The organism is Kitasatospora sp. NEAU-69, from assembly GCF_057158765.1.
Map to the genome: position 1 here is coordinate 1 of NZ_JBWXUE010000049.1, position 18,551 is coordinate 18,551.

The 18,551-nt window shown below is 69.2% G+C and carries 14 protein-coding genes and 3 pseudogenes; 4 read left to right on the forward strand and 13 right to left on the reverse strand.

All coding sequences use genetic code 11. The annotated features are described in order from the left end of the window. The 5 genes and pseudogenes from AC060L_RS34575 to pdxR all read right to left on the reverse strand — a co-directional run. Nucleotides 1-416: pseudogene (locus AC060L_RS34575) on the reverse strand (hypothetical protein); the annotation flags it as partial. 1,156 nt (nucleotides 417-1,572) lie between these two features. Continuing rightward, a complete protein-coding gene (locus AC060L_RS34580; RefSeq protein ID WP_483802940.1) occupies nucleotides 1,573-1,782 on the reverse strand; it encodes a hypothetical protein in 210 nt (69 codons plus the stop codon). A 456-nt stretch (nucleotides 1,783-2,238) separates the two neighbouring features. Further along, a complete protein-coding gene (locus AC060L_RS34585; protein ID WP_483802941.1) occupies nucleotides 2,239-2,367 on the reverse strand; it encodes a hypothetical protein in 129 nt (42 codons plus the stop codon). Further along, nucleotides 2,334-2,945, reverse strand: coding sequence for an ISAs1 family transposase (locus tag AC060L_RS34590; protein WP_483802942.1), 612 nt, complete (start codon nucleotides 2,943-2,945; stop codon nucleotides 2,334-2,336). Before AC060L_RS34590 ends, AC060L_RS34585 begins: the two co-directional genes overlap by 34 nt. Nucleotides 2,946-3,213: 268 nt before the next feature. After that, a complete protein-coding gene (gene pdxR, locus AC060L_RS34595; RefSeq protein WP_483802943.1) occupies nucleotides 3,214-4,635 on the reverse strand; it encodes a MocR-like pyridoxine biosynthesis transcription factor PdxR in 1,422 nt (473 codons plus the stop codon). A gap of 68 nt (nucleotides 4,636-4,703) precedes the next feature. Here pdxR and AC060L_RS34600 point away from each other — a divergent pair, with 68 nt between their 5' ends. Further along, entirely contained in the window at nucleotides 4,704-5,588 is an 885-nt protein-coding gene (locus AC060L_RS34600; RefSeq protein ID WP_483802944.1) for an NAD(P)-dependent oxidoreductase, read from the forward strand. Then, nucleotides 5,585-6,340, forward strand: a complete 756-nt coding sequence (locus AC060L_RS34605; protein ID WP_483802945.1) for a metallophosphoesterase — start codon at nucleotides 5,585-5,587, stop codon at nucleotides 6,338-6,340. The genes AC060L_RS34600 and AC060L_RS34605 overlap by 4 nt, the downstream gene beginning before the upstream one ends. On the opposite strand, the gene AC060L_RS34610 is transcribed toward AC060L_RS34605, so the two are convergent. Continuing rightward, a complete protein-coding gene (locus AC060L_RS34610) occupies nucleotides 6,341-7,207 on the reverse strand; it encodes a PhzF family phenazine biosynthesis protein (RefSeq protein ID WP_483802946.1) in 867 nt (288 codons plus the stop codon). It lies immediately after the preceding gene. A 1,729-nt stretch (nucleotides 7,208-8,936) separates the two neighbouring features. Beyond that, nucleotides 8,937-10,649: a hypothetical protein gene (locus tag AC060L_RS34615; protein WP_483802947.1), complete on the reverse strand. Its 1,713-nt coding sequence runs from the start codon at nucleotides 10,647-10,649 to the stop codon at nucleotides 8,937-8,939. Nucleotides 10,650-11,039: 390 nt separating this feature from the next. On the opposite strand from AC060L_RS34615, the pseudogene AC060L_RS34620 reads away from it, so the two are divergent. Further along, nucleotides 11,040-11,486: pseudogene (locus AC060L_RS34620) on the forward strand (integrase); the annotation flags it as partial. Between the two features lie 55 nt (nucleotides 11,487-11,541). Here AC060L_RS34620 and AC060L_RS34625 read toward each other — a convergent pair. From AC060L_RS34625 to AC060L_RS34635, 3 genes are all read right to left on the reverse strand, one after another. Next, complete coding sequence (locus tag AC060L_RS34625) at nucleotides 11,542-12,108, reverse strand: hypothetical protein (protein WP_483802971.1); 567 nt, start codon at nucleotides 12,106-12,108, stop codon at nucleotides 11,542-11,544. Nucleotides 12,109-12,315: 207 nt separating this feature from the next. Beyond that, nucleotides 12,316-13,098, reverse strand: coding sequence for an HNH endonuclease (locus tag AC060L_RS34630; RefSeq protein ID WP_483802948.1), 783 nt, complete (start codon nucleotides 13,096-13,098; stop codon nucleotides 12,316-12,318). A gap of 44 nt (nucleotides 13,099-13,142) precedes the next feature. Then, nucleotides 13,143-14,504, reverse strand: coding sequence for an AAA family ATPase (locus AC060L_RS34635; protein WP_483802949.1), 1,362 nt, complete (start codon nucleotides 14,502-14,504; stop codon nucleotides 13,143-13,145). Nucleotides 14,505-15,437: 933 nt separating this feature from the next. Between AC060L_RS34635 and AC060L_RS34640 the strand changes: the two genes are divergently transcribed. Continuing rightward, nucleotides 15,438-15,695 carry a hypothetical protein gene (locus tag AC060L_RS34640; protein WP_483802972.1) on the forward strand — a complete coding sequence of 86 codons (258 nt, stop codon included), beginning with the start codon at nucleotides 15,438-15,440 and terminating at the stop codon, nucleotides 15,693-15,695. On the opposite strand, the pseudogene AC060L_RS34645 reads toward AC060L_RS34640, so the two are convergent. The 3 genes and pseudogenes from AC060L_RS34645 to AC060L_RS34655 all read right to left on the reverse strand — a co-directional run. Further along, nucleotides 15,636-16,289 (reverse strand): annotated as a pseudogene (locus AC060L_RS34645) (transposase); the annotation flags it as partial. The gene AC060L_RS34640 and the pseudogene AC060L_RS34645 overlap by 60 nt on opposite strands. 105 nt (nucleotides 16,290-16,394) lie before the next feature. Further along, complete coding sequence (locus AC060L_RS34650; RefSeq protein ID WP_483802950.1) at nucleotides 16,395-16,919, reverse strand: NUDIX domain-containing protein; 525 nt, start codon at nucleotides 16,917-16,919, stop codon at nucleotides 16,395-16,397. A gap of 319 nt (nucleotides 16,920-17,238) precedes the next feature. Then, on the reverse strand, nucleotides 17,239-18,444 hold the full coding sequence (locus AC060L_RS34655) for an IS701 family transposase (protein ID WP_483802969.1): 1,206 nt from the start codon (nucleotides 18,442-18,444) through the stop codon (nucleotides 17,239-17,241). Between the last annotated feature and the right edge of the window lie 107 nt (nucleotides 18,445-18,551).

An 18,551-nucleotide genomic window follows, 5' to 3' on the forward strand; every position in this document is an offset into this window, starting at 1 on the left:
GGCATGCGGTAGCGGGCAGGATCGATCTCGCGGGCCTGGAGATCGACGGAGCTGACAGGGCGCATCTCGATGACGGTCGGCCGGCCCGGGCGCCGCCCTTCGCCGACCTCGTGCACGGCGGGCGGAGCCGGCGGAGCGGGCGGAGCGGAGGAGTCGGGCCGTGGCCGACGCCGAGGCTCGCCGGGAAACACAGGACCGGTCGCACCGGCCGCACCCAGGATGTCCGCAAGTCGCTGCGCAGCCTCGTCGGGCAACGGCAGCTCTCGGCAGCGGGCGTGACCCGGACTCACTTTGACGGCTCCGCCGTCGGCATCTGCGGCCCTCAGGCCTGCGATCTCCTGTGTGCGCACACCTTGCTGGACCAGAGCCAGGATGCGGTCGGTGTCGGTACGGGAGGCCCAGTCGGCCTGCGCCACCCCGGCCGGGAGGATCAGCGGGTCCCGCTCTCGGCCTCGATCTCGTCCCCGTGTCGAGCCCGGCCTCGAAGTGCCTGTTCCGTCTGCTGCCGCGTGTCCTCCGTCACGCAACACACGCTACCCGTATCGCGTGCTACACGGCACTGGGTCCGGTCGAACCGAGGCTGCTCCCAGAAACTCAGGCCACCTGCCGTTCGGCCGTCTCGGCCACCGCACCGACGGACCCGGTGGCCTCCAACGGGAGACATCCCAGGTCCTCGCCGGATGGACCAGCGGTCGGAGCCGGGCGGCTGGCTGCACAGACACCCAGCAGATGTCAGCGGTGGCCATCCAGGAGGTTTGCCGGCGGCGGGAGTTCGTCGGGCCTGCCATCCTGGCGTCTGTGTCGCGGGGGGTGGTGGTGAGTTCGGTCAGTGGCTCGCGGGCAGATGCGGTGGACGGCATCGCGCGCGGTGCCAGGAGCGTGGCGGGGTGCTGGACCATGTTCAGGACGCCGATGAAGGCCGCCTGGGCATGGCGGTTGTGGGTTCCCGCGGCGAGGACCCGGTCGAGGTAGCGTCGCAGTACTCGTTGGTGGGGCGCGGGCGGCGGGCCGTCGGTGTCCGGGAAGGACAGGTCCGCGGCGGTGGCCAGCAGCCACGGAATACCGTGCAGGGAGCTCAGCCGCCGGTGGCAGCGTGCCGTGAACGAGCGGCTGGTGCGCGGGCGCGTGGCCAGGCAGCGGCTGAGTGCCAGCGCGCTGAGTGCCGCCACCGTCATGCCTTGGGCGTAGACGGGGGTTGAAGGTGCAGGCGGCGTCGCCCACGACGAGCAGGTTGTCCGGAAGCCCCGTGGCCCGCTCCAGGTGACGGCGGCGATTGGCGGTCGCGTTGCTGCACACCACCGGTGTGAGGGGCTCAGCCGGCTCGAGCACGTCGGCGATGCACGAGGTGGCCGGGGAGCGGGCGAACGGCAGGAAGGCTTCCTCTGCTGTCCAGGGCCGGTCGGCCCCGACTCCACTGAGTGTGGCGATCCACCGGTCGCCCTCGACGGGGGCCAGGACGCCCCACTGGCCGTTCGGGCTTGTCTGGTGAACCAGCCCGGCTGCGCGACCCCGCTCGCCCTGTGGGATCCCGATGGAGGACGCGCCGATGCGGGCGCGACGATCCGTTCCTGGTCAGTCGTCGTCTGCGTCGGTGAAGCTGTCCGCCTGCGACTTCACGTCCTCCGATGAGTCGCCTGCCCCCTCCTCCTCGGACTTGGTCCCACCCGTTTCACGGGCGATGCGACTGGCGCCCTGGGTTGCGCCCTCGACGGCCGCGCCGAGTGAGGTGGGGTCCGCGTCTTCCAAGCCTCCCAGCAGCGGGTTCTTCTTCTCCAATGCCATCGCTATCTCCAAACGTGGTGTCAAATCTGTCACCAGCGCAACGAGTCAACCGAGCAGAAGTGCGCGACGGATGGGCCGGACGAGGGCCTTGGGAGTAGAGCCCGAGCGGTACTTTCAGGTCCCACCCACCGGTTGCCCGCTGGGCCGTCCCACCTGACGTTGGCGCTCTCTTTCTTGAGGAGGTCGCCGTGGTCGCCCTTCAAACCTACGAACCCGGCCGCACCGGTGATCACCGATGCGCGTGCACCCTCCGTCGCTGGCCGACCGGCGCCTGTAGGCCCTGAAGTCTCCTTCATCTGAATGAGTATCGCCTCCGCAGCGGAGCCCGCGTCCGCGTATCCCCCGGACGGCGCACGGAAGCCAGGGGGATCAGCCGCACGAGGCACCAGTGCCCTGCTGATCCAGCGGGTGCTGACCGAGCCGGAGTGGACCAAATGCCGCAGGGCTGATGCGTTCTCAGCAGGTGGTCTTGAGGAGCGCGGTGGCGTGGTCGGGGCGTGACCGGTAGTGGTCGGCTGCGGCGGCGATGTTGGTCCAGCCGGCTTGGCGCATCAGGCCGATGGCGAGGTTGCGCAGGGTGGCCATGGCGCGAGGCGCGTTGCCGGTGCGGACTTGGAGGCGTCCTCGGCGCAGGTCACGTCTCTGATGTGGTGCAGGGTTTCCACGGACCAGTGGCCCTGGATGAGTTCGGCCAGGCGGGCGGGGTCGGCCTGGCCGGGGGTGAGGCTGGTGATGGCGTAGACCGTCTTCGTCTGGACCTTGGCGGTCTTGGTGTTGACGCGGCGTCGCTTGATCTCGATGGCCTGGACGGCGTGCGGGAACAGCAGTCCGGCTCCGACGGTGCACACCTTCAGGCGTCGGACCTCGCGCCGTCCATGTCCGGTGGTGCGGGTGCGGTCCAGCAGCGGGATCTGCTGCCAGGGCAGGCGGCGTAGTTGCCGGCGCAGGTTCTTCTGGTTGCCGTTGACGACCAGGAGGTAGTGCCCGTTGGCCGCGACGATCTTCTTGGCGGTCTTGCGCTGGGTGTGCATCGCGTCGGCGGTGACGATAACGCCTCGTAGGTCGAAGCGGGCCAGCAGTGGGGCCAGAGCCGGGATCGAGGAGCAGGGGTCGTTGGCGTCCTGGCAGTGGCGCGCGAGGACGTTGATCAGGGAGGATGGCACGCGGAAGTGACTCCAGGACGATCTTCGGTCTCAGAAGTCTTGATCATCTGGCGTCGCGTCTCTTGCTTCCACTCCGGCAAACCGTGCATCAGGCCACAGAGCAGACGAACCGGCCTATCCCGCCAGCCGAGTTCCGTGTCAGGTCTGAGCGTGTTGTGCCGGCAGCTCCGCAGGGTTGGGTCAGCGGACGGGAACCACCTGCGCTGTGTTCGTGCTGGATCGAGGTGGACTGTGCTGTTGGCGGAGGGTAGGGATACGGCACGGTCTCTCATGTCTTTCGATCACAGCGACCGGCACTATCGGAGGCCAGGGCTGTGAACAAGGCGTCGAGGGCGGCTGGGTAGGCGCGTTCGGACGGGGCGGCGAAGCCGATCAACAGGCCCTGTGGACGGTCGGCGGGGTCGTGGTGGAGTTCGGTGAGACCGCGCACGGCGAGGCCGTGGTGGGCACACCTGGCCAGGAGTTGGTCTTCGGTGCGGCCGTCGGAAGGGAGGGTGATGAGGGTGTGCAGGCCGGCGGGTACTCCGTGGGCGGTAAGGCCGGGGTGGGCAGCTATCCGGCCAAGGAGCAGTTCGCGGCGTCGGCGGTAGCGCAGGCGGGCGGCGCGGATGTGGCGGTCGTAGGCGTGGGTGGTGATCAGGTCGGCGAGGACGAGTTGGCCCAGGGTCTCGGTGTAGAGGTCGGCTTGCTGTTTGGCCCGCATCACCGGTTGCACCAGGTGGGGCGGTAGGACCATCCAGGCCAGGCGGAGAGCGGGGCCGAGGGTCTTGGACGCGGTACCGCAGTAGACGACCTGGTCGGGGGCGATGCCCTGGAGGGCGCCGACGGGTTGGCGGTCGTAGCGGTACTCGCCGTCGTAGTCGTCCTCGACGATCAGGCCGCCGGTGGAGCGCGCCCAGGCGCGAAGTGTCTGGCGGCGGCTCGGATGCAGCGGAACGCCGGTCGGGTACTGGTGCGAGGGGGTGAGGAACACCGCTCCTGTGTGCTGTGTCAGCGCATCCGCTTGGGCGCCGTGGGCGTCGACGGGCAGGGCGAGGGTGGTGAGCCCGGAGCGCTGGACGACTTCGCGGAAGAGGTTGTGTCCCGGGTCCTCCACGGCCGCGGTGCGGGTGCCGCTTGCGGTCAGTACGCCGCTGAGCAGGCCCAGGCCCTGGTAGTAGCCGGAGGTAATCACGATTCGGTCCGGGGTTGTGATCACGCCGCGGGTGCGGCCCAGGTAGTCGGTGAGGGCGTTGCGCAGCTCGATCCGGCCCTGCGGGTCTCCGGTGCCGAAGACTTCGGGGCGGGCGTGGGTGAGCACGCGGCGGGTGGAGGCGAGCCAGGCTCGGGTGGGGAAGGCGCTGACGTCGGGGAGCCCGGGGCGAAGGTCGTGGCGGGGGGTGGTCGGCGCGGGTGCGGGGCGGGCGGGGGCCTGGGCGCGTTGCGGTACCTCGGCCACTTTGGTGCCCGATCCTGGGCGTGTGGTGAGGTGACCCTCCTCGACCAGTTGGTCGTAGGCGGCGCTGACGGTGCCCCGCGAGAGTCCGAGTTCCTGGGCCAGCCCGCGGGTGGACGGCAGGAGAGTGCCGGCGGGCAGGCGTCCCTGGCGAATCGCCGTCCGGAGCGCGGACTCCAGGCCGGAGCGCCGCCCGCCTGCGGTGTCGAGGGAGATGTGCAGGTCGAGCCGGGAACTGGACCAGGAATTCGGCATGGAACCGGATCTTATTCCTGGTCCGGTGGCCCTCTACGTTCGAGGTCGAAAGCCTGAACGAATGGGGTGTGGGTTTGAAACGGGTTGCTGTCATCGGGCTCGGCGCGATGGGTGCGCCGATCGCCCGCCGGTTGCTGAGGTCTGGCTGCGAGGTCACCGTCTGGAATCGCTCGCCGCAGCGGGTAGCAGCATTGCAGGAGGCGGGCGCTGCGGTGGGGGTGAGTGCGGCGGACGCGGTGCGCGGGGTCGAGGCGGTGATCGTGATGGTCGCGGACCCGCAGGCGCTGCTGGCGGTGACCGAGGGCGAGCACGGGATCGCCGCCGGGATCGGGCCCGGAGCGGTGGTCATCCAGATGTCGACGGTGTCGCCCGCGTCGGTGACGCGTCTGGCGAATGCGCTGCCCACCGGCACGGGACTGCTGGACGCGCCGGTGCTCGGAAGTGTGGCCGAGGCCGAGTCAGGAGGCCTGCGGATCCTGGTGGGTGGCCCGCCGGCCCTGGTCGAACGGTGTCTGCCCCTGCTGGAGCGGCTGGGTTCACCGCTGCACGTCGGGGAGTTGGGGACCGGCACAGCGGCGAAACTCATCGCCAACAACGCGCTCTTCGGCGTGCTGGCCGTGCTGGGTGAATCTCTCGCGCTGGGCGGAGCATTGGGGCTGTCGTGGGAGGCCCTGCACGAGGTGCTGGGCGTGACGCCGTTGGCGGAGCAGGCCACACGCCGACGCCGTGTGATCGAGGCCGACGACTTCCCGGCGCGCTTCGCGCTCGCCCTGGCCCGCAAGGACGCCGACCTCGTCGCCGACGCGGTCGATGCCGGCGGGCTCGGCCTCGGCCTGACCGCTGCGGCCCGGGACTGGCTCTGCGACGCCGAGCGCGCGGGGCGCGCCGGCCAGGACTACTCGGCCGTCCTTGCCCACATCCTGCACTCCGCGACGAAAGGGCCCCAGCGGTGATCGTCATCGCCCACCTCAGCGACACCCACATCGACAGCGGGCAGCGCAGCTGCGAGCGCACCCGGGCCGTCATGGACTACCTCGAAGACCTCCCCTACGACCTGGATGCGATCCTGGTCACCGGTGACATCGCCGACCACGCCCTGCCCGCCGAGTACGAGCAGGCCCGCCGGCTGCTGACCTCCCGGCACCCGGTAGTGGTCTGCCCCGGCAACCACGACGAGCGCGCAGCGTTCCGGCAGTTCCTGCTGGGGCAGCCGCCATCGGCGGCACCGGTCAACCAGGTCCACCACACCGCCGACTTCGTCATCGCACTGTGCGACTCCTCGGTGCCGGGTAAGGACGAGGGCTTCCTGGAGGACGAGACCCTGGCGTGGCTGGAGGACGTCCTGGCGCAGGCACCGGCCTCGGTGCCCGTACTGGTCGGCTTCCATCACCCGCCGACCTTGCTGCACGTCCCCTTTGTCGACGGCATCCGCCAGTTCGGAGTAGAGCGACTCGCCGCGCTGACGGACCGCCACCCCAACCTCACGGCCTTTCTGTGCGGGCACGCCCACACCCCGGCGGCGACCACCTTCGCCGGACGCCCATTGCTGGTGGCACCGGGGGTGGTCTCCACGCTCCGGCTCCCCTGGGAACATCACGCTCACCCCGAGGACTACGTCCACCTCGACCAGCCACCCGCTCTCGCCTTCCACGTCCTTGACGACCGGGGACGGCTGACCACCCATTACCGGTGCGTCAGCGACTGATCACGTGGCGACGGACCCTGAGGAGACCCGCTGGCCACGCTCTATGTGAAGAGTGCCGTTCAAGACCGTAACGGCGTCTCCGGTGAGGTGGACGCGGTCGCCGTGCACGGCCGTACGGACCAGGCCGGTGCGCGCGGACACCTGGAGGCCGGTGAGCTCGTCCCGGCCGAGATGCGCCGACCAGTAAGGCGCAAGCGCGGTGTGGGCGCTTCCCGTGACCGGGTCTTCGGGGATACCCCTGGCCGGCGCGAAGAAGCGGGAGACGAAGTCATAGTCCAGGCCGGCCCCAGCCGCCGAGGCCGTGATGATGACGCCTCGCAAGCCCTCGCGGCGCGTCAGGGCCGCCATCGCGTAAAGGTCTGGAGCCAAGGCACGGACGGTGGCCTCGTCGGGCAGGACTGTCAGGAGATCACCGAGCCCGCCGGTACGGAAGGTGGCCTCAGGCCTGACCCCCAGCGCCTCGGACAGTCCTTCCGGCACCGGAACCTCGGCGCCGGGCGCGGCCGGAAAATCCAGAGTGATGCTGCCGTTCTCGTTGGCGCGCGTGACGAGCATGCCGTGGTGCCGGCTACTGAACCGCACGGTGCCGAGCAGTCCTCGCTCGGTGCGCAGCACGTGCGCCGTGGCCAATGTGGCATGACCGCACAGTCTGGCCTCGACGAGCGGGGTGAACCAACGGATGGCCCAGTCGGCCTCGGCCTCAACGGGGAACGGGATGGCGAACGCGGTCTCCGAGTGGTTCAGCTCGGCCGCAACCTGCCGCATCCAGGCATCGTCCGGCCACTCGCCGGCGGGCAGGAGACACACTCCCGCCGGGTTTCCGGCGAACGGACGGTCAGTGAAGGCGTCGACAACGTGTACTCGCATGGCCAGACCATAGCGATGCCGCACGAAGTCCGGCCAAGTCCAATCTGGGATGAGTGGACTGACATTTGGTTGGGGCGCTTATCTGACTGGCCTCGCTGCACTCGCCCGCCGCACACGCCCCTCCGGATGACAACACGACCTGCTGAAACCAGGGAACGTAGACGGAACTCGGCACCGCATCAGCACTGCCGCGCGGCCTTGCCGCCGTCTCCGACCTGCGGCCTGCAGTAGCCAGGCGCGCGCGGCCTGCCATCCTCAGTCGCTCCGCCGTGCTGGCCGTGACGCCAGACCATCGGGTGCGAGCGCCGTCCGAGTGGGCCTGGGGTTCAGTCGACGTTCGGTACCGGCAGACCGAGTTCGCTGCAGGTCGACAGGGCAAGGTCGTACCTGGCAGAGTCTAGTGAGAGGTGCCCTGGCCGCTCGCTATCATCGACGTCCCGGGCGAGGTCCCCCAGGTCGCCGCTGTCCTCTTGCCCGGCGCGGTGGATCTGTTCCACCAACGCGGGCTGGTAGGTCCGGCCGCCCAGTCCCTGGAGCGCCCGGCACACCACCCGGTCCTCGGCTTGCCGATTCAGATACCACACTGTCCCACCAGCCGACGCCAGTACGAGCACCGCTGGCACTACCCCGAGCTACTTTCCCCTTGTCACGGCGGAGATCATGCCAGAGCGCACACCGCCGGGCCGCCCGATGCATTGTCGGATCATGAGAGGGCTGGCGGGAGGGCGGCGCCATCGGCCTCATACGCTGACCGGCAGAACCAACATCGCTGCCGCGACCGACCACTGCCGGTCACATGCCGACCACGCGCTCGACCTGCTCGGTCTCACGAGCTGAGAACGCATCAGCCCTGGCCGACCAATGGGCGGCCCCACCCCGCTGTGCGCTTGACTATGTAACGGCCGGCTCGCGGACCACTCGGCCGGTTCGAAGAGGACCCGACCGCCCCGCAGCTTGCGCGATGACTGAGCCGGGCTGCACTGGAAGACGAGCCGATGTTCGTCACTGGCCGCAGCGATGAGCGTGGCCAGATGTTCCCCGTCAGGTGGCCGTCCCCAGGGAAATCTTTCGGCTCTTTTCAACATTCATTGGGCCCACGCGGCAAGGGCCAAGTGGGCGGCATGGGCTCATTCGACGCTGCGGGCCCCACCGACAACACGAGCCCATCGTCGGCCTGCTCCGACTCCGACGAGAACCTTCCTGGCACCTCGCTCACACATCAACTGTGTCGCGCCGCACTCGTGCTGCACACGGTGACTTGGTCCGTCGATGTCCTCCTGTGCCTTCGTGGGCCTCGCTGACCGTCGACGTCTACGGGTTCGGTGTCAGCAGGCAGCCGTGCAGTTGCCCCTCTGATCGCGCCCCAGCGACGCTCTCCATCTGGGCGGGCGCGGGCAGATCGAGGTCAACTACCCATCGGCTACGCATCGTCATCTTCCAGGCGGTGTGTCTTCTTGAGCGCGTCCTGCCCGGTCGGTCTCCGAAGGGCCTCACAGCCCACTCCGCGCGCTCTGCCGACACACCCGACCACCCGGCGAACCTGAACTCGGAACCACCAATCCGACAAGGACAAGCCCATGGGACAGCAGACGAAGCGCAGCCGGGTCTACCGTCGATGCGGCTGCCAGGACGAGAACAAGAAGCAGCTCCGCCCCTGGTGCATGCCACTGCTGGAGGACGCGAAGCACGGCACCTGGACCTACGCCGTCGACCTCGCCCGCGCAGACGGTCAGCTCCGAGGCGAGCTTCCTGCTGCTCGAGGAGCGGCGTCGGTCACTCTCTGAAGCAGTTCGCGTGTCCGGCTGAAGTAGGGGGAGTCGAACATCGCGATCACAATGTGTGTCCCGGGGGTAAGGGTGTCGAGCGGTCTCGATGTCGCAGTGCCGGTGCGGTCCGGGCGGACCCGCTCGCTGATCGGGACGCCGTCGACGATGAAGATCACGCTCGTAGTGGTCGGCGGGCGACCCGTCACGCGCTTGAGGGTTGCGGTGAAGGTGACGGGCTGGCCGGGCAGGGAGGGGTTCTGGGATGACGCCAGTTTCATGTCGATGCTGAACGGAGGTGTGTAGCGGACGAACATCGCGTCGATGGTGGAGGTGGTGCCGTCATTGCCGGCGAAGGTGCCGTAGAAGGTCGTCCCGGCTGCTTTGAGTTGCTGGTAGTCGCCCAGAACCCGCTGGCGGGGATTGCTCTCGTTGGGGAGCTGATCGGACTGGAAGTTGACCAGCTGGTATCTCTCGGTCCAGTGGACGCCCCGGTCGGTGCTGGTCATGAGGTAGGTCTGGAACTTGGGGAAGCCCTGTGGGGACTTTCCCACGTAGTAGTCGTACAGGACGCCGACGGTTCCGTCGGTCAGCACGGCGACGGAGGGCAGGGCGGACTCCGAGCCGCTGTCGAGGAGCGAGGGCTGTCCCACGATGGTCAGGCCGTCCTGGCCGTCGGAAGTCAGACGGGTGAGGACGAGGTTGTTGGACGGGTTCGTGCTCACACCTCGCTCGCTGCCCCAGACGACGTAGACGTCTCCGCTGGAGGGGTCGACGGCCACGGCGTCGACCCCTCCCAGCAGTGCGTTGACGCCGCCGAACTTGTACCCGATGCTCTGGTAGCTGGAGGTGGAGGCCACGGGGATGCCGGCCTGCCTGCCGTTGAGGCTCCACGTCCGGCCGGCGTCGGTGGATCGGTTGAGCATGTAGGTGACCCGAACGGGCTGGCTGCCCGGGGCGCTGGTTGACGTCTCGTAGAGAGCATAGATGGTGCCGTTGTCCGGATCCGTCGCCAAGCGCAGGCCTGGGTTGACCGGGCCCGAGAGCGGGCCGGCAGGAGAGACACCACCGCTGGGCGGGGTGAACTTCACCGGCGTGTTCCCGCGCGAGGCGGCCACCTGGGCGCGCGAGGCGGCGAAGTCGTCGTAGGCCACGTAGGCGTTCTGCCGGTCCCCGTTGTCCGGATCGCGGTTGGTCAGGATCTGGGGTTGGTCGAGATCGCTCGGGTCGTCTGCGCCGTAGAGGGGTGTACCCCATTTCCAGGACGCGGCGCTGGTGGGGTCTGTGGTGGATCCGGTGACCACGGCCTTGGGGTTGCTACTGGTAGCGGGGCCGTCGTCGTCCCCATTGCCGGTGATCAGGAAGGTTCCGTAGAGCGTGCCGTGCTGGTCGTAGTCGATCGTCTGATCGCACGGGCAGTCGGCCACACCGGGCACATCCGGGGCGGGAATGGTCGCCTGGTCGGTCCAGGTGGATCCGCTGTCGGTGCTGTAGAGCAGGTCCGCAGATCCTTCCTTGGGCCCGGTCCACGTGTCATGGAAACGGGTGATCGCGACCTGGCTGGGGTTGGCGGGGTTGACCGCAAGGCTCGGCTCACGACCCCCCAGGCTTCCGGCGGACCTGGTGGCATCGACGACGGTCAGGCCTGGGACCAGGGCCGGAGAGCGGGGTGCAGGCAATGACTGGAGGGCAGGTGCGCGACCGGTCGCATGGGCGGAGCCCGGTGCGGCGAGCAGGCCCCAGGTCAGACAGACGGACAAAGTGGCGGCAAGGTGCGCGGCCCGACGCCACCGCCGACGAGTGATGATCATGCCCGTACAGCTACCGTCTCACCCGGCCCCAGCCCGGTCACGGCGCTCGTTCGTGAGCGAGCCATACCCGCCGATTGACGGCACACTGCTCCAGCCGGAGTAGCACCACTCGCGGGACGCCGCGCGGGGGCCTGCACAGTGACCCTGCCCTTGCCGAATACATCATCCGGACTGGTGAGGGCGGCCGCCGTTTCGGGCACGGTCTCTCAAGTCAGCGCTCTGGCGGGGCCGGCGAGAACCTCAGCATGATGATCAGTCATGCTGCTGCGACTGGCATATCTGGGCCCGGCCAACGCGCTCGCGATGCTGCAGCTGCTGCCGATGAGTGACCGCGAGAAGGACGTGGATATCCTGGCCCTGCGCCATCAAATCGCTCTGCTGGAGCGGCAGCTGAGCGGTCAGCGGGTACGGTTCGATGCGAGCGACCGTGCGTTCCTCGCAACGGCCCTGCGCTGGCATCGTGACCTCGTTTCCCGCCGCCACGCCGCCCGGGCCGGCCCCAGCGCGGAGGCCGACCGCAGACCATGCGCTCCGTCCGGCCCCTGGTGCTGCGCCTGGCCGGCGAGAACCCGACATGGGCTACCGGCGCCTGCACGGCGAGCTACTCGCCCTCGGGATCAAGTGGCCGCCTCCACGGTCTGGGAATCCTCAAAGACGCAGGCACGCCCAGCCGGGCGCCCAACGCCGCGCGCTTATCCGACAACATCCATAAGAGAGGGCCAGGTGGCACGGCCGCCGGCACGCCCGCGCGAACGTCCCCCTACTGCACCACAGCGGCGTGCGGCGAAATCGGTTCAAGTCGCCGCTTCTGCAGCCCTGATCCGGCTCGTCTTCGCAAGCGCCCGGATGCGGCTAGCAGTTGAGGCATCGGACCGACTCGCACCGTGCTGTCGTCCTTGGCGGCGAGGTAGGGGTCCAGCTCGCGCTCGGGCTGTCGCTCACCCTGGCCGGCCGTCCAGCGGGCGGCACGAAGGAGTTCCTCGTGTGTCACGCCCGCGACCCGCGCGAGGGACTGGGGGTCGTAGAGGATGCTCCGGTGACCGAGCCGCTTGACCGCCCTCGCGACCTGGCCGGCCCACAGCTCTTCCCCGACGAACGGCCGACGCTTGTATCGCTCCACGAGGGCAACGAGATGCACGTGGCCACAGGCCGTCAGGAACCGTTGCCCGTCGAACCTCCGGTCGGTGCCGTGAACGAACGAGGAATCCAGGACGAGGGCGAAGATCTCAGGATCGCTGGTGGGCGGGACACCACACAGGTCGCACCGGCGGGGCATCCCCGCACTCGCGGGGTCGTCGCCCACCTCGACCGCGTCGGCAGCATCCATGACTCCGGTCTAGTCGGGCCTACCCAGGCAAGCCAGCCGGGCGAGGCATCCGGGTGCCGGTTCGGGGGAACAGCATCGACGCACTCACCGGCGAAGGCATCTCCCCCGCCCTCAGCGGCGCCGCACACCTGATGCGCTGCCTGCATGCCGACCAACCGTATGAGTGCGAGCAAGCCTGGCGGCACTCCACCGGATGCCACCGCCTGCTCACCGACACGCTGGTCCACATCCGCGCCGGCTCAACGCAGCGTTGCACGGCGTCAAGCCCGGGCCGAACTGGCCCGACGGCGGTGTCCTACCCGATGAGCAGGGCCGATCGGAGCCGGGGCTCGCGCAGGTGGGCGAGCAGCTGAGGGTCGTCCTCGAAGAGGATCGCGGCGGCTGGATCGAGGGCCTGGTGCAGCATCGCCTGGACGACGTCGGCCATCGGCTGTTCGTTGACCACGCGGCCCACTGGGCGGCGGCTTCGTGGTCGCCCTGGGCCGTGGCGCCGGCCCACTGGGCCACGCAGGCCTTCGTGACGTGGAATGCGTTCACCCGGCCCTTGGCCAGCAGGCCCCGGTTGAGGTCGAAGAGCTCGATGGTGGCCTCGCCTCTGGGGGTGAGCGGGTGGTACTTGCCGACCGCCAGGATCAGGCGGAGATGCGGGGTCGGGTCCTCGGCCGTGGGGTCGATGAGCAGCGGCTTCCCTTGCTCGTCGAGCGGGAACGCGGCGCCCTTCAGGTGGCTGTTGCACAGCGAGCAGGCGAGGACGTGGTTGGTCCAGTCGAAGGCACGCATCGGGTGCCGGTCGATCGGCTCGAAGTGGTCGATGTCGGTGCCCTGGTTGTCCCCGCAGTACATGCACCGCTCGCGTCCGGCGGCCATGTCCCCGAGGAGGTCCCGAAGCGGCGCGTGCACGTGGCGTCGCACCGTGGTGTTCTTCCAGAGCTGTCGCGCCCGGCTCTCGGGTTCTGCGGCCAGCACGATCTCGCAGGTGCAGTCGGCCATGCGCGAGCGCGGCGGCTCCGGTAGGGGGAGCCGCCGGATCCGGATCACGCGACGTGCCCGGTCAGGGAGTGCAGCCGTGCAGCGACCTCGTCGACCCGGGCGGACGGCGAGCTGGTCAGCATCCGCTTCAGCTGCCGGTAACGCTCCTGGTCCTCCGCGCCGGCCTCGCCGGACACGATCTTCATCTCCAGTGTGACCAGGAGGGCCCGGGCCTCGTCTGCACGCTGCGAGTACGGAGTGTCGAGGCCGAAGAGCTCGGACAGCACCGCGTCGTCGCCGCTGCCGAACACCACCCGGTCGTACAGGTCCGCCCCGACAACCTCGGGGGCTTCGTCGACATCCGGTCCGGGCAGGCGGATCAGACCGGCGGGGTCGGCCGCCTGGCAGATGTACGGGCTGTGGGTGGTGACCAGGAACTGCACCAGCGGGAAGTGCTGCTTGAGCCACCCGCCGATGCGCTTCTGCCAGGACACGTGCAGGTGAGCGTCGATCTCGTCGATGATCACGACACCGGGGACGACCACGACGGGGCGGCCGCTGACGCGTTCGACGTGGAGGGCGCCGTAGGTGTCGTGGAGCTGCTTGAGGATGTCGACCACCAGCGCGGCAACGGTGCGGTAGCCGTCACTCATCTCCCGCAGGGCGAAGGACCGGCCCTCGTGCGCAACCCACAGCCCATCAGAGTCGACGTCCTCGATGGTGTACTCGTCAGGCAGGAGCTCGTCGCCGAGGATCTCCAGCGCGGTGCGCTTCAACTCGGCCGCGCCCGGGCGATTCTCGAGGGACCGAAGGTGCTGCTCGATCAGCCAGCTGACTCCCTCAGCGAGTGAGGCGTCCTCGTGGAAGAGACTCGTCAACCGCGCTACAGCGCCTGACCCGGCCATGCGCCGCTGAACGTCCCCCGATCCTCCGACGAGCCGGCGGAACGGCCCGTAGCCAGCGCAGAACCAACCCACCGGGTTGTCCGCCCATGGCCCGCGCTGAGCAGCGGTCCGCGCCTTCTGGTACGCCACCGGGCTCAGGGCCGGCTGGGCATGCCGGCCACCCGCGGTGACGTTTTCCGGCGCGGTCCACTTCAAGCCCGCCCAGAACACGCCGGCCGGAGGCCGCCCCGTAGCGGTGTACCTGTCCTCCGACGGGTCCGGGTGCAGGCAGACCTCCGCCACCGCCTGCGAGCGCTCATCGCTGATCCACGAGTCGAAGCCGGACACCAGCCCGCGTGCCGCGCTCGGACCGCTGACCGCCAAGGCGACGGCACGAAGCAGGGTTGACTTGCCGGACCCGTTGCGGCCGGCCAGCACCGTCCACCCCGCATAGGAGCCATCGGGCCGGGTGAGGTCGAGGTCCACCTCACGGGCGCCGCGGAAACCACGCACGTTCCGCACCCGCACGTTCTTGAGGTACATGCCCCGTCCTCCAGCCCTTTCCTCCGCTGCGTCCCAGTCCGGGGTCGCAGCCACGACTCTATCCGCGCCCCGCCCCGTACCGGAGAACGGCGTCGGCAGTGGCGGGCTCGCGTATTCAACTGTTGTCGATGCCCCACCGCATCAGGGCAGGTTTCACTCTCTGTATCTACGATGTGTCGGTACCCTGGTGCCCGGCCAGGATGGGACCGGCAGGGGACGACCCTGGCAACTCTCCGCCAAGGGGGACGCATGACCGATGGGGCATCACCGTCCGAACCGCCAGCCGGCCCTCCGCCAGAAGACGACGTCGAGCGAAAGCCGCTGCGGAAGCGCGTGACTGACGTCTGGAACAAGCTCGGGCCCGCCAGCAAGGTGGGAGTGGTCGGCGTGGCTGCTGCCGTGGTCGGAGGCGTCATCGCCATCGCTCACGCCCGCACGACCGCAATTGCGACCGACGACGAGGTCGCGGAGTCCGGCGGCATCCTTGCTGAGGTCGCCCGCATCCTCAACCAAGCCGCTGCGGAAGAGGATGACAGCTCCAGCCTCTCAAGCCCTCCGCCCCGACCGTCCTACACCGGTGGCGTAAACGGCTACTGGCGCTTCCAGTGCCTCAACACCCGTGGTCATGCCACCGGCAACTGCAGACATGAGTGGCGGTGGGTGGATGACTACACCAAGGACGCTGCGGAAGAAGGGACGCCGAGGCCAAGCGGTGAAGTGAATGAGTGTGTCGGGGAAGTCGGGGTGGATTCCCACACCTGGGGAAGACATCATCTATCTCCTCAGCCCGTTGGGGCTCTTCTGGTGGGCTCTCGTCTTCGACGGTCGATGGTTCCCCGGGGCCCAGCCTGCCGGTGACCTTCCGTGATCGCCTGCGGCGTACCGACTCCATGTCCCGCCGGTCTTCCTGAGGAGGCGGCGGGTGGCTTTGTCGTGGTAGCCGAGAGCGTCCGCGACGACGGGGGCGGGCACTTCGAGGAGTTGCTGTCGGATGGCGGCGCCGCGGGCGGCTGCGACGGGGATGCCGATCCCGCCCATGAGCGCGGACAGGCGGTCGGGACGGGCGGGCTGGCCCGCCCGTCGGCCGGAAAGAACCAGCGGGATGCCTGGTTGGTGGCCGTGTTCATGATTCCGCGGACGACCGACGGGCCCGCGCACCCCGGCCTCCTCCAGGACGACGACGAACCGTGAGCTGTCGGCGGCCTGCCCGGGCGTGAGCACGAAGGCCAACGGGCGACAGCGCCCGTCCGCCGCGAGATGGACCTTGCTGGTCAGCCCGCCACGCAAGCGCCCGAGCGCGGCTGCCTTGAGTCGGGCACAGCGCCATCGACGTAACTTCCGGCGTTCGGTCCGCTCCGTCTCCAGCTCTGGCGATGCCGCAGTCACCGGGGCGGTCTACCCGGTTTCCGGTGCCCCTTTTCCTGTGCGGCGGCCTCTTCCAGCGCTGCCAGCACCTCGGGGCGACCACCATCCTCGCCGCGTCGTGGTGCGCGCGAGCCACTGTCGGATCCACGCTTACCAGGGACGTGTCCGCCTGGCCGCGCCGGGCGGCCTCCGCGATCATCGCCTCCATCAGCGCGGCGAACACGCCCGCGTCACGCCACTGGGCGCGCGGTCGTAGACCGCTTGCCAGGCACCGAACTCCGCAGGCATCTCCCGCCACTGGCCGCCGCTGCGGAACCGCCAGATCACACCCTCGAGCTGCTCACGAAGCCGATGCGGGTAGGGGCCGTAGCGGCCGACCGGCGAGAACGGCTCGATCAACTCCCACTCGCTGTGGCTCAGTTCGCGTCGCGTCGCGTCGCGTCACAGCAGCGTTCTACCAGCATCCGCACCGGCCGCGGCCCGAAGTTCCGCACAACGACCTCCCAGAACCAGGCGCGGCCACACTCACCAGGCAGAGGACCCCGATCTCAGAAGCTCCACGTACCGTCGGATGCGCAGAACATCATCGGGGAAGCAACTGGTCCAGCCCTGGTCCAGCCGCATCCAGGCCGCGGGCTGCCCGTCCTCCGCGATCAGCGGCTCTTCCGGGTCGCCGATCGCGGCATAGGAGAGGGACAGCGTCTCCGGCAAACCCGGGCCGAACGACCGCACCACCACCGCGGCGGGCCGCTCCAACAACCGTGCCCGCAGCCCAACCTCCTCGGCCAGCTCCCGGGCCGCGCCATCACGCGGACACTCTCCGGGCTCAACCTCGCCACCTGGCGGGACCAGCCCGCGCCACGGATGCCTGACCAGCACGATCTGCTCCAGGGCTGCATCCAGGACCCACACCTCGGCGCCCAACGGCTCCACGGCGCCAACCAGCGCAGAACACAACCAGGCCCTGGCCCGGTCGAACTCCAGCGTCGCGCTCCCGGCGTCAGCGACGGCAGCATCAAGCGGACGCTGCTCAAACACGCTACGGATCATTGCGACAGGCTATGGACCGCCACCGACACCACCGGGCTACAGCGGTGGGCCACCGCAATGGCCATCGCCACGACGGCCGCGCACACCGCCACGCCACATCGAACAATCGCCGACACCGATCACAACTCCAGATAGGCCCTAGTACTCCAGCCGGAGTTCTCCATTGCTGCTGGTCAACGGCCTGGGAGTGGGGAGTGTAGCCGGGTGGGATGGGGTGCGGGGCGGTCTTTGTCGCCCTGTCCCACCCACGGGTGACCACGCCGCATGTAGTGACAGCGGCGGGCTCGTGCCTGGTGGCGGCGGCGCCAGCGGGACCATGTCATGACGTGGTGACGGTCCGCAGGACGGCGTTGGGGTCCAGCTGCCAGCAGACGGCGAATCTCGGCCGGTGTGAGGTCCACGAGGTCGGGTGTGTCCCGCCCGTCACCCCTTTTTCGCGCTCCTGACCGGCCATCACCGCCAGGAAGGCGTGCGCGAGCATGGCGAGCGTGATGTGGCGGTACCAGCCCACATAGCGGCGGACCTCGTACTGGTCCAGGCCACATTCGTTCTTCGCGCTCTGGAAGCACTCCTCGATCTTCCAGCGGCAGCCGGCGACCCCGACCAGGTCCGTGATGGTGGCCTGAAGGGGCGCGCAGGCGAGGTAGTAGGCGATCTCGTCGGGCTTGGCGATGCTGCGGCGGGCCAGCATCCACCGCTGCCGGGTGGGTTCGTCGCCGTCGAACTCCCAGACTGTGGGCAGGCGGGCAGCGGCCCAGTCGTAGAAACGCTCGCCCTTCGCGCCGCTTCCGGCGGACAGCCGCTGCCAGGCCTCGGGCGGGGCCTGCTTGATGAGGTGGTCGATGCGCGGGCCGTGGACCTGTTGGGACTTGGGCACGGCCACGACGTAGGAGAGTTGGGCGTCTTCGAGGAAGCGGCGGAAGTGGGCGTCCTGTCCGTAGGCGGCATCGGCGGTGACCCAGGCGATGGGCAAGGGCGAGGAGATGGCCCGCCGGATCACGGCCCGGGCCATCTCCAGTTTGGTGGCGAAGGCGCGGTCGTCGGGGACGCGGGCGGCTCGGCAGCGTTCGCGGTCCTCGGTCCAGGACTTGGGCAGATAGAGGTCCCGGTCGACCAGCGCGTGTCCGCGGCTGGTGGCGTAGGCGGCGAAGACGCCGATCTGGCAGTTCTCGGTGCGGCCGGCGGTGCCGGAGTACTGGCGCTGGACTCCGGCGGAGGTGGTGCCCTTCTTCACGAAGCCGGTGTCATCGATGATCAGCACGCCGTCGTTGGCGCCGAGGTGTTCGGCGACGTAGGCCTGCAGGTCGTCGCGGATCTCGTCCGCGTCCCAGCGGCTGCGAGACAGCAGGTGCTGCAGCGCGTCGGGGGTGGCGTGGCCTGCGTATTCGGCCAGCTGCCAGCCGTTCTTGCGGCCCACCGGGCCCAGCAGCCCGCGGACGTAGTCCCGCACACGGCGCCGGGGCTCCACGCGGGGGAAACGGACCCCGATCCTCAGGAGAAGTTCGCCAAGTTCCTGTTCCCACATGCTGGTTGCTGCATCGATCACATGGGAGCGCTGCCCGGAACACTGTCACTTCATGCGGCGTGGTCACCCGTGGGTGGGACAGGGCGGCAAAGACCGCCCCGCACCGC

Excerpts from the sequence above, each read along its gene's own strand:
- AC060L_RS34580 (WP_483802940.1), bottom strand. The coding sequence starts at position 1,782 with ATGGCATTGGAGAAGAAGAACCCGCTGCTGGGAGGCTTGGAAGACGCG.
- AC060L_RS34635 (WP_483802949.1), bottom strand. The coding sequence starts at position 14,504 with ATGTACCTCAAGAACGTGCGGGTGCGGAACGTGCGTGGTTTCCGCGGC.
- AC060L_RS34610 (WP_483802946.1), bottom strand. The coding sequence starts at position 7,207 with ATGCGAGTACACGTTGTCGACGCCTTCACTGACCGTCCGTTCGCCGGA.
- AC060L_RS34630 (WP_483802948.1), bottom strand. The coding sequence starts at position 13,098 with ATGGCCGACTGCACCTGCGAGATCGTGCTGGCCGCAGAACCCGAGAGC.
- pdxR (WP_483802943.1), bottom strand. The coding sequence starts at position 4,635 with ATGCCGAATTCCTGGTCCAGTTCCCGGCTCGACCTGCACATCTCCCTC.
- AC060L_RS34655 (WP_483802969.1), bottom strand. The coding sequence starts at position 18,444 with ATGTGGGAACAGGAACTTGGCGAACTTCTCCTGAGGATCGGGGTCCGT.
- AC060L_RS34625 (WP_483802971.1), bottom strand. The coding sequence starts at position 12,108 with ATGGATGCTGCCGACGCGGTCGAGGTGGGCGACGACCCCGCGAGTGCG.
- AC060L_RS34585 (WP_483802941.1), bottom strand. The coding sequence starts at position 2,367 with ATGGCCACCCTGCGCAACCTCGCCATCGGCCTGATGCGCCAAGCCGGC.
- AC060L_RS34650 (WP_483802950.1), bottom strand. The coding sequence starts at position 16,919 with ATGATCCGTAGCGTGTTTGAGCAGCGTCCGCTTGATGCTGCCGTCGCT.